This window comes from Gordonia effusa NBRC 100432, assembly GCF_000241305.1.
Classification (GTDB): Bacteria; Actinomycetota; Actinomycetes; order Mycobacteriales; family Mycobacteriaceae; genus Gordonia; species Gordonia effusa.
Window position 1 is genome coordinate 1 of record NZ_BAEH01000079.1, and the last position, 13,444, is coordinate 13,444.

Below are 13,444 nucleotides of genomic sequence, written 5' to 3' on the forward strand. Positions count from 1 at the left end.
GAGCAGTCTCTTGAGATCGGGCGGAATCGATTTGATGTCTGGGGTGAACAGCGCCGCGAAGAGTTGCGGGAAGAAGACGAACGGGTCAGATATCCTGCTGGCCAACCACTTCCAGTCGAATGTTCCGGTAAACATGGACTTGACGTCGGGCACCATCTTAAGCCCGTTGACCGCGAGCAGCCAGTTCGGCAGGAAGCCGAATCCCAATGCACCGCCGGGAGCGACGATGTCGCGGATGAGGTCGCCGCCGGGCTCGACCGGCATGATCGCCTTGAGCGCCGTGGGATTCTTGTTGGCCGCCTGGATCTGGTTGATGGCGGAGTAGGACACGCCACTCATCCCGACCTTGCCGGTCGACCATCGCTGCTTGGCGGCCCAGTCGATTACCTCGACGGTGTCCTTCTGCTCGCGTTCTTGGAAGACATCCCACACACCCTGCGAGAACCCAGTCCCTCGCACGTCGACCACGACCTGGGTGTAACCGCTGCGAACCAGGTCCAGATCCACCGAAAACGACCGTATGCCACCGCCTTTCGCGGCTTTGGCGAATTCGGTGATGCCGTCGATCGGTGTACCGCTGAGGTTGATCATCGATGCGATCTGCATAACGAATGGCTCGAGAATCGGGTTCTGCAGCGTGGCCGTCGCCACCGACGTCACCAACTTGGTGTATGGGGTCATATTGACGATGACCGGAGTCTTGGTCGTCGTCGGACGTTCGGCCGCGTCACCCGGTCGGTAGATGTTGGCCTTAAGGACCGTGCCGTCGCTCATCCGAATCGGGACATCCCAGTCGACATGCACGCCGGCATACCGATGGGGGCCGTCGTGGGCGCGCGTCCACTGCTTACCCGCAACGCCACCACTGGGCCCGGCGGCGGTCACCGCACCGGCGGTTCCGGGTTGGATCAATAAGAGCATCGACGTCACCAACGTCGAAATGATCAAAGCAGCGCGCATCCCTGGAACCCGACTTTCCATCCTGAGTATTAGCTGAGATATGAACTGCGGAACATAGTGCCTTACTAGTGGGTCAGATCACAAGAAGGTATAGTAATAGAGCGGCTGCTCTGTTACTGTTGTCCGGTGCCGCGGCCCCGCCTCCATGACCTTGACGAGTTGATGGACGCTGCCGAGAAACTGGCCGTCGAATCCGGGCCCGCCTCGGTAACCGTCCGAGCCTTGTCGCAGGTCACCGGCGCTTCCAACGGGGCGATCTACCATGCGTTCGGATCCCGGTCGGGACTGTTGGGACAGGTCTGCTTACGTGCCGCGCAACGCTTCCTGGACCTCCAGCGAGCGGCGGTCGATCAGGAGGCGAATCCCATCGACGCTGTCGTCGCGGCAGCCGACAGCCCGGCCGAGTTCTCCATCGCGTTCGGAACCTCCGGGCGATTTCTCTTGACGGTCGACCGCGCCGAACTACTGGGCTCACGAGAAATGCCAACCGACGTCGCTACACAACTGCAGGCTCTCGAGGGCACCCTTACCGAACTATTCATCCGACTCGCACAGGCGATGTGGGGGCGCGGCGACCGGGAGGCGGTAGCAGTAATTCGCGACTGCGTCGTAGAACTGCCGACCGCGCTGCTGTTACGTCGCGACCGAACACCCGACGCCGCGGCGCGCGCACGCCTGGCCGCCGCGGTACGAGCAATCCTGGCCCTCGAACCACCCGCCCCACAACCGAGAAACCCCAACAGATAGGACCCAATCATGGCGCCAACCGTTGCCTACCGAGACACGATCGCACTGCTCACTCTCGGCGACGACGAGAACCGTTTCACCCCCGACTGGCTCGACCAGGTCAACGCGCTACTCGACGAAATCGAAGGCAGCGCTCAGGGCCTGGTCACCGTCGGAACGGGCAAGTTCTACTCGAACGGTCTCGACCTCGAGTGGCTGCTGGCCAACGGTGACCGCAGCCAGTGGTACGTCGGACAGGTGCAGAAGCTGTTCAACCGGATTCTCACCTTTGGGCTGCCGACCGCGGCGGCGGTGAACGGCCATGCGTTCGGCGCGGGCGCGATGCTCGCGATCGCACACGACCATCGGGTGATGCGCGTGGACCGCGGCTACTACTGCTTCCCGGAAGTCGATATCAACATCCCATTCACGCCCGGCATGGCGGCGTTGATTCAAGCGAAGCTCAGTCCCCGCGCGGCGTTGGATGCGATGGTCGGTGGACATCGCTACGGCGGACAGCAGGCCTGCGAGGTTGGTCTGACGGACGCGGCGGTCGCCCAAGCGGAAGTCGTCGACGAGGCCGTCGCGCGGCTGGCGACACAACTCGGAAAGGACCGGGGCACGGTGTCCGCGATCAAGGCGACCATGTACGCGTCAGTCACCGAAGCGCTAACGATCAGTTACTCATGACATCGTCGGGGAATGTCGCCAACAGAGGCAACGGCCACGGCTGTCGGCGCAGTACCGACGACCACACGTCGACAGTCGCGGGCGCCGTGACATCGCGCGGCAACCCGGAGGCCACCAGCCAACTGTCCTGACCGAGCTCGCTGTCGAGCTGACCGCTGCTCCAGCCTGAGTAGCCGGCGAATAGGCGCACCGCCTCGAGAATTTCGGCAAGTTGTTCGGGATCGGCATCGAGATCGACGAGCACGACCCGACCATCGACATGCCTGATGCCTTCGATTGGCCCGGAATCGATTCCGGGTTTAAGCACCCCGAGGCACAGCGCGGAATCCTGCTTGACGGGTCCCCCGATGAACAGTGCGCGCGGGCTGGCGGCCAAGTCCGTCCACCGCGGAAGAAGGTTATGCACGGCGGTCTGACTCATCTGGTTGAGAATCACGCCGAGACTGCCCTCGTCATTGTGCTCAATCAGATAAATCACCGAACGCGCAAAGATGGACTCCGTCAGCGTCGTCGATGCGATGAGCAATGTCCCAGCTCGCACCCGACGTTGCGACGCAACGAATTCATCACCGCCGTTCACGAATCAATCATGGCATGCGCATCGCCACGAGGTCGGTAGTCTTGTGCAGTGAGATCTCGATCCCCTTCGTCAACATCGGCAATAGGGATCTTTCTATCTTCGCTCACCCATTCGCCCGGCCTCGGTCGGCTGCTCGCAGTCCGGGTGGCCAGTCAGATCACCGACGGCGTCTTTCAGGCGGCACTGATCACCGCGATCCTGTTCAACCCCGAACGCCATACCGATCCACTGGCGGTCGCCGGCGGGTTCGCGGTGCTCCTATTGCCGTACTCGATCCTCGGCCCATTCGCCGGCGCACTCCTTGACCACTGGGACAGACGGTCAGTTCTGGTATATGCCAACATCATTCGCGCTGTTCTGATCGGAGTCGTCGCGGCCACAGTGGCTACCGGTGCGCCGCAAACCGTGGTGCTTATCGGTGCGCTGGTGGTGACCGGCGCCAGCCGCTTCGTGAATTCCGGCCTATCGGCCAGCCTTCCGCATGTGGTCGGTAAAGATGTTCTCGTCGCGATGAATTCCCTGTTCACCACGGTTGGCGCGGGCATGCTCGCGGTCGGTGCGGGGATCACGGTCGGCCTGCGCTGGGTTTTCGGCGACGACAACGTCGGCAGCGCCGAAACCACACTTGCCGGTGTGGTTGGCGCACTTATCGCGGCGTGGATCGCGCACCGGTTTGCGCGCAAAGCTCTCGGACCCGACATCCCCGATGACGCCGGACATTCCGCGTTGCACGCGGTATCGGTCGGGTTAGTGCATGGGGCTCGTGCGGTCGAGGCGAACCGAACCGTCGCAGCCGCGCTATCGGCCATCGGCGCTCACCGACTGGTCTTCGGCATGAACTCGCTCATGCTGTTGGTGCTCGCCAAACACAGCGCGCCCGGCGGCGGATTCGGCAGTCTGGCGATGGTCGCCGGTTGTACCGCGGTCGGCGCGTTCGCCGCCGCCGTCAGCACTCCGTTCTCCGTCGCGAGAGTGGGACGACGCAATACCATCCTGCTCGCGATGGCAGTCGGCGTCATCGCGCAGCTCGCGCTATTGGGACTACAACCGGTCGCGGTTGGGATAGCCGCGGCGGTGCTCGGCCTCGTCGGCCAGACCGCCAAACTATGCGGCGACGTCGCGATGCAACTCGACATCACCGACACCGTTCGAGGCCAAGTCTTCTCCGTCCAGGACGCGGTCTTCAATATCGCCTACGTCGCGGCGATTACGGTCGCCGCGGTCACGATTCCCGCCGACGGACGATCGCCGCTGTTGATCTTCGTCGGCGCCGCGCTGTACGTGCTCGGTGGGCTCGCGACCTTCGCGTTGTATCGAGGTATTCGGCACGCTCCCGGTCACGCGGCGCCCGCTGCCCTAGGGTGAGGGCATGCGTGCCATTCACATCAGCAGCCTCGACGGTCCATCGGCGATCGAACTCGTCGACATCCCCGCACCCCACGATCCCGAGCAGATCACCATCGATGTGAAGGCCGCCGGGGTGGCCTTCCCGGAGCTGCTGCAGACGCGCGGGCTCTACCAGATGAAGCCGGATTTACCCTTCGTTCCCGGTGCCGAGGTAGCGGGTGTGGTGTCTTATGCCCCCGAGGGCTCGGGTTTCGCGGTCGGAGACCGGGTTGCGGCGCTACCGCTGCTCGGTGGTTTCGCTGAAGTCGCGATCGCCCGGCCCGACCTGACATTCGCGCTTCCCGACGACGTCAGTTTCACCGAAGGTGCAGCGTATCCGTTCAATTACGGCACTTCGTATTTCGCACTCATCGAACGTGGCCATCTCATGGCGGGCGAGACTGTCCTGATCCACGGCGCGGCCGGCGGAATCGGAACCAGCGCCATTCAGGTGGCTAAGGCGTTCGGCGCGGGTCGCGTAATCGCAGTGGTGTCGTCCGACGATAAAGGGGCCATCGCGACGGCCGCCGGCGCGGATGAATACGTTCTGGCAGAAGGGTTTCGGGAGTCCGTCGGACGCATGGTGGATATTGTCGTCGATCCGGTAGGTGGCGATCGCTTCACCGATTCCCTACGGACGCTTCGTGAGCACGGACGGCTACTCGTCATCGGGTTCACCGCCGGCGACATCCCGACGGTAAAGGTAAATCGGTTGCTGCTCAACAATATTGGGGTAATCGGCGTGGGGTGGGGCGCATTCGGCCTGTCCCGCCCGGGTCATATCGCCCAGGAGATGGCGGCGATGGAACCGCACCTGCGCAGCGGGGCCATCAAACCTGTCGTGGGTAAGACCTTCGGGCTCGAGCACGCCGTCGATGCTCTCACCAGCCTCGAGGGACGTACAGCCACCGGAAAGGTCGTGCTGACGATCGACTAGTCCCCGCGGCGTCACGTCCCTGGCGACAGTGGGCAGACATCGAAACGCTGTTCACCGGCCCGGCCGATGTCGACTGGGATACGGATCGAAAGTTGATAAATCACGACGTGCGAGATCCGTGGAATTGCCAGCGAGAGAGGCATTCTCCTAGTGGCTAGAGTGACGTCGCACCGCTACCTTCCGAACTACTCGGTCTAGACGAGTTCGAAAATCTCAGCGCCGTCCGCCACTCCGACGAGTGCTCGGGGACGATCCCTTTTCAAGCCAGTGGTCAAACTTGATTGTCGCTCGTGCCTTAGTCCCCAACACTCTTGCGGACAACCGATAATGCTGTTCGCGGAGAGCTTCCCTACCACCGAGATTCCAGACCGCGACCGCCGCGAGAATGAGAACGACGAGAATGCAGATCCAGCTCATCGTGCACCATCCTGACTGTGTCGCCGCTGTCGCTCTTGGGCGACCCGATATACCTCGTTTAGCGCGCTGAGTGCCTGCTCGAACACGATGTCGGGCGGCAGATTTTCGAGGTGATGACGTTGGCCCCATTCTTCGATGGCTTTTGCGATGGAGGCCATTAAGTCTCGGGTCGGGTCAGTCGACGGTTGTTGCATATCAACCCTTTTGACTACCGAGAACGTCCCTATGCCGACGCTCTGAATATTCGTAGATGGTTCAAATTCCGCTTGGCGACCTTCGCTGGGTTCAGGCACGGCAGAAATCCTCAAAATTCCGCTTCAGCGCAAAACTCAGAGTCCGCAGTTGGTCGACGGCCAACTCGAGCACGTACCCCTCAAGTCCGAGCGAATCGATCAGTTGCTGGGTCGCTGCAAGTTCTTCGATGTTCGTCCTCATAAGCCGACCCCGACCCTGTGATGCCGCCTGCGCGCGCACCTCTGCTATGCGGTCACTTAGTGCGTCGAGTTCGGCACGGTTGTAGCTCCGCGACAGTCGGTACGTCTTAACGATCTCAGTGACTGCGGTTCCAACGGCACGCACACCACTCGCGAGTGCAAGTTCTTGACTCATTTCACGCCTCCTGCGTCCTTTCAGCTGCCTGAGTTCGGACCTACACCCGAACACATGCAAGACTATGCATGCAGCATTGCGCGAGTCCACATCACTTATTGATCCAATATTGCAGGGAGAATTGAATGGCGAACCGTGCCGACACTGCCTGGGATGCGTTCTTTGATTACTTCGAGGCCTATGACGGCACCCCAACCCAGATCGCCGAACGCTTCAATGACGGAGCCGGAGCTCCAATCGTCACCTCTGCTCAGGTCCGGGACTGGAGGCGCCGCCATAGCCGCCCTCAACTGTCGCAACTCCCGGAGCTGAGCTATCACTGGGCGGGAGACCCCCTGTACTTCGCTAGACTCTTGGGAGCAATACCCGAGGATGGCATTGAATCTGAGCTGTACGCGCAGAAGCGGATTCTAGAACTTAGAGGCGAGCTACGCGATCTGGAGAAACAGGTGCGGGCGTCCGACACCACGGCCGCCACGGGTCGGATCGTTGCCGCGGCAACGGCATCTGGTCGATGGGCTGTCGCAGTCCATCCGGCAGTTGAAGGGCCCACCGATGTTCCGATTCACGTGGCTGATCGACTTGACTTTCGCTACCTGTCGGACCATCTGAGCGATCTGACGACCTTGAGGGAAGCACTCGAGGCTGACCTCGGAGACGCTTTCAGCCAAAATCACGTGGTCTTTGCGCCCCGGGGGCACACGGTGTGGTCACCGAAGAACACCGAGTCCGAGTCCTCACCTTCCAGTGCATCCGTGGCACTTTCACTCCGCTATTCCGTTGCCCATACCGTTTCGCCCTTCGGTCCTACTCGAACGTGGGATCATGTTGGCGTTCGGTCGGTTGCTGTCGTGTCGCTGACGCTCGGTACGTGGCCGTTCGACGTCGCCGCTCTAGTTGCCAGGATGCTGGGCTATGGCTTCGTGAACACGCGGGGGCTTAGCCAGTGGAGGCGACCGACCGGTGGATTGCCTGCCAACGAGGATCTTTGGCGATATCGTGCAGATGCCCACCAGGACCTCCTCGCCAGTCCCTGGCACCGGTATGTATGGGGACACGTCGGCGCTTGGAATCAGGACGCGAGTGCACTACTGCCAACCGGTCATCATTCGCCACATGTGAAACTGATCTGGTTGCGGGAGAGTGACGATCTAATCGACGGACTCGCACTCGGCGCTGAACAGAACCGGGACTGCACTGCAGCCGAATACCGCGACCGCGTTCGGGCCGGCCATACGAGAATCCTCTCCGCCATCACAGATGGACTCCCAGTGCATCAGATCGATTGCGATTCGGCGGATGCGGGCGCGGACGGGCTACGTACACCGCGTTGGGACCGCACTTTCACAATCGCCGTACAGGTCATCTCGCACCTACTCGCAACCGACGCCGTCCTTCATTCAGCCCTGACGCGGTCTGTTCAGCGGCTGGCAGATTCGGTTCGCCCTGACCCCATAAACCTCGCCATTGTCGAATGGCTGGCGGTCAACGGGCACCTCGGTGCGTGGGGCATCGAAGACCCTCGACCGTATCACTGACACGTATCGTACGATCATCGCCAGCGGGAGTAGCCAGCGCTGAAGAGTAGCAGCAAAATGCGCAGAACACGCCGAAGGGCAAGAGCTGATACGCATGATTGCGCTGATCGCACCTCGTGGACACAAGGCTTGTTAACGAGCTCGATGGACTTACTCATCGCGGCTACCGCACACGCTCACGACGCCTGCCTCTACACTCGCAACGCCAATGACTTCGTCGGCCTCGACGATCTCATCGCCGTCGTCGCGGTGTAGCGACGTTCGGCGCGCCCGCCGCGCGACGAGTGCCGCACTGATCCCGGCCAGCACCACCAGGGCGATCACATAGATCGAATAGCCGATATACGTTGTGCGCAAACCGAAATGGCCGGTCGACGCGCCCGCGACCACCGCTGGAATCGAGAAGCCCAGATAGCTTCCGACGAACACTGCCGCGAACACTCGTCCGCGTTCGTCAGCCGGCGTGACAGCACCCAGCAACGCGACCACGGCGACGAAGGCCGTGCCGAAACCGATGCCGGCGATTCCCGACCCGATCAGATAGACGGGGGTGGAAGCCGACAGCGCGCCCGTCAAGGTGGTCAGCACTCCGACGAACAGTGCCACTAGGCCGACCGCGCGCTTGGGTTCGGGGTCCATCGAACTCGATGCCACGGCCGCGATCGCGGCGACGACGAAGAAGACAGCCAACGCCGCGCCCGCGGCAGCGTGGTTGGTGATGCCGAGTATGCGTGCCACCACCGATGACCCGAGCGACAATTGCATGCCGCCGAGTGACCAGGTAGCCAACATCACCGGGACGCCCGCGAAGAACACCGGAGCGACCACCGACGGTACCGACGCACGGGGCGCGATCGTCGAAACGACGTGACGTCGATCGTCGAAGCCAACTCGCGGCGACGTCTCCGGCAGCCACAGCACCACTACGAGCGCCGCTGCCAGCGCGACACCGGTCAGCACGTAGATGATCACCCGTGGATCGGGAACGTATTCGACGAAGATGCCCGCGACGATCACGCCGGATGACAACCCGACGCCCGGCGCCGCGCCGTTGGCCATCGCACCGGTCTGCTCGTCGGGTTGCAGATCCAGCATCGTCGCGCTCAGCGCGCCCAGAATCGCGCCGGTGGCAATACCCTGCACCACCCGCGCGACCATCAGAGTCGCGACACCGTCGGCGAGCGCGAAGGCCACCATCGCGAGGATGAGAACCGAGATACCGGCGAGCAGGACCGGTCGGCGACCGACATGGTCGGAGATGGAGCCAACGGTGAGCAGCATCGTCAGCAGCGCGATCACATAGACGGCGAAGATGAGTGTCAGCGTGAAGGACGAGAAGCCCCAAAGCTGTTGGTACAGAGGATAAATAGGGGACGGCGCGGCCGACGCGAACAGCACGAGCGCGGTGATCGCCGACACGCACCAAAACGGGGCAGTACTTGCCGACAGGCGAGCGCTGGTCATCGCTTCTCCTCTAACGCATTTATCATTGCATTAGGAGCGTAGGCCCAATTCGGAACAAAAGCCAACTTGTTTGCAATAATGGTCGCATGACTACGACGACAGCGCCACGCAAACGCCCCGGCGGCCGCAGCGCGCGTGTCCGCGACACGGTGTACCGCGCGGTCGGGCGGCTGGTCACCGAAGGGCATCGCGAAACCATGACTATTCCGCAGGTTGCCGACGTGGCCGGAGTCAACGCGACGAGCATCTACCGGCGGTGGGGCAGCATCGACGCACTCTTGGAGGAAGTCGCCGTAGCCGCGCTCACCCGTGACGAGCCACTACCCGATACCGGCGATCTCGCGGGCGACCTGTCGCACTGGGCGACCATCATCGCCGACGACATCAGCCGTCCGCATCGGACGTCGTATCTGCGGGCGATGGTCGCGGCCCGTGATGGCGTGATCGAAACCTGCCCGTGCTGGACCATTCGGACGGCGCAGGCCAGCGAGATGATCGAGCGTGCCCACCGCCGGGAGGAATCCGCGCCACAGGTACGGCAGGTACTCGACCACGTGATCGCACCGCTCTACCACCATGCGGTGTTCGGCCTACCGATCGACGCTGACTATCCGAAACTGCTTGTGTCCGACGTACTTTCGATGAGTAGCAGTCGAAGTCAGTAACCCATCGTCCGCAACTCGCCCGCCACTCGGTCGAGTTGTTCGCGCGTGACGTCGAGGTGTGGACTGAGCCGTAGTACCGAATGCTCCATCGCCAGCGGTGCGCGTTGGATATGCGCGGCGGTGACCAGGACGCCGGTGCTGCGCAGATGAGCCGCGGCCGCGGCCACGTCACCGGCTTGCCAACCGGGCGGGGGAGCGAGGGTCACCAGCGCCGACGGTTCGTCAATCGGCTCGACCACCTCCCAACTGCCGATGCCATTCATCCGCTCACGCGTGGCCTGTCCCACCTTGGCCAGTTCGCGATGCACCTTGGCCGCTCCCACCGTGGTGATTTCGGCGACGGCCCGCCCGAGCCCCAACCGCCCGGCGATGTAGCCGGAATCGGTGCCGACCTCGAGATCGGCCAACGCGACTGGGCGCAGCGACTTCTCGTGCACCGCAACGAATCCCACGCCTCGCGGACCCGTGAGCCATTTCCGGCTGGTGCCGTAACTGAAATCGGCGCCGGTCACCGTCGGGACATGTCCGATCGCCTGTGCCATGTCGACTACGACCGGTACCCCGGCGTCGTGCGCGACGTCGACAATCCGCTTCACCGGCTGCACCACACCGCTGGCCGAACCGATCTGGCACACGTGAATGAACTCCGGCTGCTCGAACTGCAGCATATTTTCCAGCGCATCGACGTCGACGTGCCCGTATACATCGGCGTCGGGCAGGGTGCGGACCGCGAACCCTCGGCGCTCGAATTCGATAAGGTTGGGCCCGAATTCATTCTTGGCCACCCACACCGTTGTCGCGATAGGCAGATTCCAGGCGGAGAGCAGGGAACGCAGCGCGGCACGCGCGCTATCGCGATAGACGATGCGGTCGCCAGTCGTGCCAAGCAGTGCGGCGAGACCGTTGCGGCCGTCGAGCAATTCGTTGTAGACGTCGTCGAGCGCCACGTAGGAGCCGCGTCCCGATTCGCGCCAGAGATGATCGGTGATCGCTTCGATAACAGCGTTAGACGAACGACCAGCGGATGCCGAGTCGAGGTGAGTGATCGTCGGATCGATTCGGGCGCCGTGCCATTGTTCGCCGAGCTCGCTGATGAACATGGTGATGAGCGTAGTAGGTCGAGGAAACTCCGGTGGAACCCCGCGGCCCGCTGCTGCGTCCAATACAGGTGGACCACGCCATCGACTACTTCTTCGGCACCGGTGACGGCTCGGTGAGCCATTGGCATTCGCCGGCCGACGCCGATCTGGATCACGACGGCAGGAACGACGCCGTTCGACTCGACTTCGACGGCGACGGTCGTGCCGACGACGCCATGTGGGATTCCGACGGTGACGGCGTCGCGGATATCGCGGCCCTCGACCGCGACGACGACGGCACTCCGGACTCGTTCTACCGCGACAGTGGGCGGGGACTGTGGGATGTCGCCGCCTTCGCGCGACGCCTATACCTCGACATCGACGGAGACGGCCGAGACGATTGCGTGCTCACCGACCGCGACGGTGACGGCGTCGCGGATGCGGGCGAACACCTATGAGCCGTGCGGCTACTGCCAGACTCCGGAGGCTCCCCGTCGGTGCGAGGACAGCAGATGTGTATCGACGATGCCGATCGCCTCCATCAGCGCGAACATGGTCGTCGGGCCGACGAATCGAAAACCCTTTTTGCGCAACGCTTTCGACAGCGCCAATGACTCCGCCGAGGTGGTCGGGACATCGGCGATGGTCACCGGCCGGGGCGTGTCGGCCGGTCTGAACGACCAGAGGAACTCTTCGAGGCCACCGTCCTCGCGCAGCGCGATTGCCGCGGCGGCGTTGGTGATCGTGGCTTCAATCTTCTTGCGATTACGCACGATTCGCTCATCGCCCATCAACCGCTCGACGTCGTCGGGGGTCATCGCGGCGACGGTGTCGACGTCGAAGTCGGCGAAGACCTCGCGGAACGCGGGCCGCTTGCGCAGGATGATCGCCCACGACAATCCGGACTGAAACCCTTCGAGCACAAGGCGTTCGAAGTGTGCGGCTTCACCGACTACCGGGATACCCCATTCGGTGTCGTAGTAGTCGCGCATCATGCCGGGCGGCCCGGCCCATGCCGTACGCACCAGTCCGTCGTCGCCGAGGATCGCGCCGTCGGGTAATTCGTTGTGCGGCATCAGCTATTCATCGACACCTGGCTGATGACCGCTTGATAGCCATTACCGTTCGGGCCGCTCGGCAAGTCGGTCAGCCACACCATGAAATACGGGCTGGCCGACGGATTGGAGACCTTAAGGGTGACACTGGTGCCGCCGACATCGCCCGAGCCAACCACTTTTGTCTGCGCAAGGGTGGCCGTAGGTGAAGGCGCGGTTCGCAATTCGACGTTGAATCCCGGTGTGGTGGTGCGGATGGTCACCGACTTAACCGTCTTGGAGCCACCTAGATTGAACATCAAACCGAGGCCCTGTTTGAGACCACCGAAGTCGGGCGACGACCGATACGGGTCGGTGCGCCAGGCCGGCTGCTGACCGCTAATCACGTTAGCCACATTGGTCGATGGGTCAGGCGTCTGATCCGAGTAATCCACGACGCTGGCGCCGGTAAGCGTAATCGGGCCCGCGGTCGGCTGTGACTGTGCCTGTCCCGACGTCGAAGTAGTGATGATGGTGTCGATATTGCTTGGACCGCCGCTGCCGCCCAACGCATTCGACATCCACACGATCAACGCGATCACCACAATCAGCGCCAAGAGGCCCGCGCCGACGATCAAGCCGACGTTGCGCTTGCGCTCGGGTTCGTCGGTGTCACGGCCAGGTTTCAATCGATCGTTACGGGTGACGGTGACCGGCTCGGGTCCGCCTTCGACGGCCGGCAGCATGTCGGTCTTGAGGTCGACTACGGTTGCCTGGTCCAACACATGCTGAACCGTTCCGGCAGTGCGGATTCCACGATCACCGTCGAGCGCACGGGCGGCAACCGCGGAGATCTCGAAAGGCACATCCGAACGTGCCTCGCGCGGCTCGACGGGTTTGCCGTTGCCATCGGGGATGGCTGGCGGTAGGCCTCCGACCGAACCCTCTTTGTCGTTGGTGGTGACGATCTTCGCGCCGGTCTCACCGTCGAGCGGCCACCGAGCGAGCAACAGCGCATAGAGCACCGCGCCCAGTCCGCGGACATCGCCGGCCTTGTCGTCACCGACGAGCGTTCCGGGGAAGGCGAGGACCGCGTTGCCGTCGGTAGAGATCCGGATGCGATCGGGGTGGTCGATCGACAGCGCACCGCCGTTACGATGCGCGGACTCGGCCGCGGCGGCCAGTGCCCGGACAGCGCGGGCCGCACCAACCGGCGACGGGCTGGATTCGGCGACCTCACGCAACGACGAGCCAGGTACCCACTCGGTGACGACGATGCCGCCCGACGAGCCGCGCACCACGTCGAGTACACGAGCGACACCCGAGGAGTTGACATGTCCGAGGCGCAGCGTGCGCGAT

General features: G+C 63.0%; 14 protein-coding genes and 1 pseudogene. 7 read left to right on the plus strand and 8 right to left on the minus strand.

Features of this window, described 5'->3' with window-relative positions; genetic code table 11:
* Positions 1 to 921 (minus strand): CocE/NonD family hydrolase (locus GOEFS_RS14155; protein WP_245549859.1); only part of this gene is annotated, 921 nt, incomplete at its 3' end.
* A gap of 165 nt (positions 922 to 1,086) precedes the next feature.
* On the opposite strand from GOEFS_RS14155, the gene GOEFS_RS14160 reads away from it, so the two are divergent.
* Together GOEFS_RS14160 and GOEFS_RS14165 are read left to right on the plus strand one after the other, a co-directional pair.
* Entirely contained in the window at positions 1,087 to 1,707 is a 621-nt protein-coding gene (locus GOEFS_RS14160) for a TetR/AcrR family transcriptional regulator (RefSeq protein ID WP_040525182.1), read from the plus strand.
* 9 nt (positions 1,708 to 1,716) lie between these two features.
* On the plus strand, positions 1,717 to 2,376 hold the full coding sequence (locus tag GOEFS_RS14165) for an enoyl-CoA hydratase-related protein (RefSeq protein ID WP_007318610.1): 660 nt from the start codon (positions 1,717 to 1,719) through the stop codon (positions 2,374 to 2,376).
* On the opposite strand, the gene GOEFS_RS14170 is transcribed toward GOEFS_RS14165, so the two are convergent.
* Positions 2,363 to 2,956, minus strand: coding sequence for a YqgE/AlgH family protein (locus GOEFS_RS14170; RefSeq protein ID WP_007318611.1), 594 nt, complete (start codon positions 2,954 to 2,956; stop codon positions 2,363 to 2,365). The genes GOEFS_RS14165 and GOEFS_RS14170 overlap by 14 nt on opposite strands.
* A gap of 48 nt (positions 2,957 to 3,004) precedes the next feature.
* Between GOEFS_RS14170 and GOEFS_RS14175 the strand changes: the two genes are divergently transcribed.
* Both GOEFS_RS14175 and GOEFS_RS14180 read left to right on the plus strand, forming a co-directional pair.
* A complete protein-coding gene (locus GOEFS_RS14175) occupies positions 3,005 to 4,321 on the plus strand; it encodes an MFS transporter (RefSeq protein WP_211600664.1) in 1,317 nt (438 codons plus the stop codon).
* A 4-nt stretch (positions 4,322 to 4,325) separates the two neighbouring features.
* Positions 4,326 to 5,279: an NADPH:quinone oxidoreductase family protein gene (locus GOEFS_RS14180; protein ID WP_007318613.1), complete on the plus strand. Its 954-nt coding sequence runs from the start codon at positions 4,326 to 4,328 to the stop codon at positions 5,277 to 5,279.
* 413 nt (positions 5,280 to 5,692) lie between these two features.
* Here the strand turns inward: GOEFS_RS14180 and GOEFS_RS23255 are convergent, their stop codons facing one another.
* Both GOEFS_RS23255 and GOEFS_RS14185 read right to left on the minus strand, forming a co-directional pair.
* Positions 5,693 to 5,989: a hypothetical protein gene (locus GOEFS_RS23255; protein ID WP_138918020.1), complete on the minus strand. Its 297-nt coding sequence runs from the start codon at positions 5,987 to 5,989 to the stop codon at positions 5,693 to 5,695.
* On the minus strand, positions 5,982 to 6,305 hold the full coding sequence (locus GOEFS_RS14185; protein WP_007318615.1) for a hypothetical protein: 324 nt from the start codon (positions 6,303 to 6,305) through the stop codon (positions 5,982 to 5,984). Before GOEFS_RS14185 ends, GOEFS_RS23255 begins: the two co-directional genes overlap by 8 nt.
* A gap of 125 nt (positions 6,306 to 6,430) precedes the next feature.
* Between GOEFS_RS14185 and GOEFS_RS14190 the strand changes: the two genes are divergently transcribed.
* Positions 6,431 to 7,843, plus strand: coding sequence for a hypothetical protein (locus tag GOEFS_RS14190; protein ID WP_007318616.1), 1,413 nt, complete (start codon positions 6,431 to 6,433; stop codon positions 7,841 to 7,843).
* A 150-nt stretch (positions 7,844 to 7,993) separates the two neighbouring features.
* Here GOEFS_RS14190 and GOEFS_RS14195 read toward each other — a convergent pair whose 3' ends face one another.
* The gene (locus tag GOEFS_RS14195) at positions 7,994 to 9,307 is read right to left on the minus strand and encodes an MFS transporter (RefSeq protein WP_007318617.1); all 1,314 of its coding nucleotides are present in this window, start codon (positions 9,305 to 9,307) and stop codon (positions 7,994 to 7,996) included.
* Between the two features lie 86 nt (positions 9,308 to 9,393).
* Between GOEFS_RS14195 and GOEFS_RS14200 the strand changes: the two genes are divergently transcribed.
* Positions 9,394 to 9,972 carry a TetR/AcrR family transcriptional regulator gene (locus GOEFS_RS14200; RefSeq protein ID WP_040525183.1) on the plus strand — a complete coding sequence of 193 codons (579 nt, stop codon included), beginning with the start codon at positions 9,394 to 9,396 and terminating at the stop codon, positions 9,970 to 9,972.
* Here GOEFS_RS14200 and GOEFS_RS14205 read toward each other — a convergent pair.
* Positions 9,966 to 11,072 (minus strand): aminotransferase class V-fold PLP-dependent enzyme, encoded by a 1,107-nt coding sequence (locus tag GOEFS_RS14205; protein ID WP_007318620.1) that lies wholly within the window; start codon positions 11,070 to 11,072, stop codon positions 9,966 to 9,968. The two genes, GOEFS_RS14200 and GOEFS_RS14205, sit on opposite strands and share 7 nt — an antisense overlap.
* Positions 11,073 to 11,140: 68 nt before the next feature.
* On the opposite strand from GOEFS_RS14205, the gene GOEFS_RS14210 reads away from it, so the two are divergent.
* Positions 11,141 to 11,509, plus strand: coding sequence for a hypothetical protein (locus GOEFS_RS14210; RefSeq protein ID WP_040525185.1), 369 nt, complete (start codon positions 11,141 to 11,143; stop codon positions 11,507 to 11,509).
* A gap of 9 nt (positions 11,510 to 11,518) precedes the next feature.
* On the opposite strand, the gene GOEFS_RS14215 is transcribed toward GOEFS_RS14210, so the two are convergent.
* Together GOEFS_RS14215 and GOEFS_RS23470 are read right to left on the minus strand one after the other, a co-directional pair.
* Positions 11,519 to 12,127, minus strand: a complete 609-nt coding sequence (locus GOEFS_RS14215; RefSeq protein WP_007318622.1) for a DNA-3-methyladenine glycosylase I — start codon at positions 12,125 to 12,127, stop codon at positions 11,519 to 11,521.
* Positions 12,127 to 13,444, minus strand: a pseudogene (locus GOEFS_RS23470) (murein biosynthesis integral membrane protein MurJ); the annotation flags it as partial. The pseudogene GOEFS_RS23470 and the gene GOEFS_RS14215, both read right to left, overlap by 1 nt.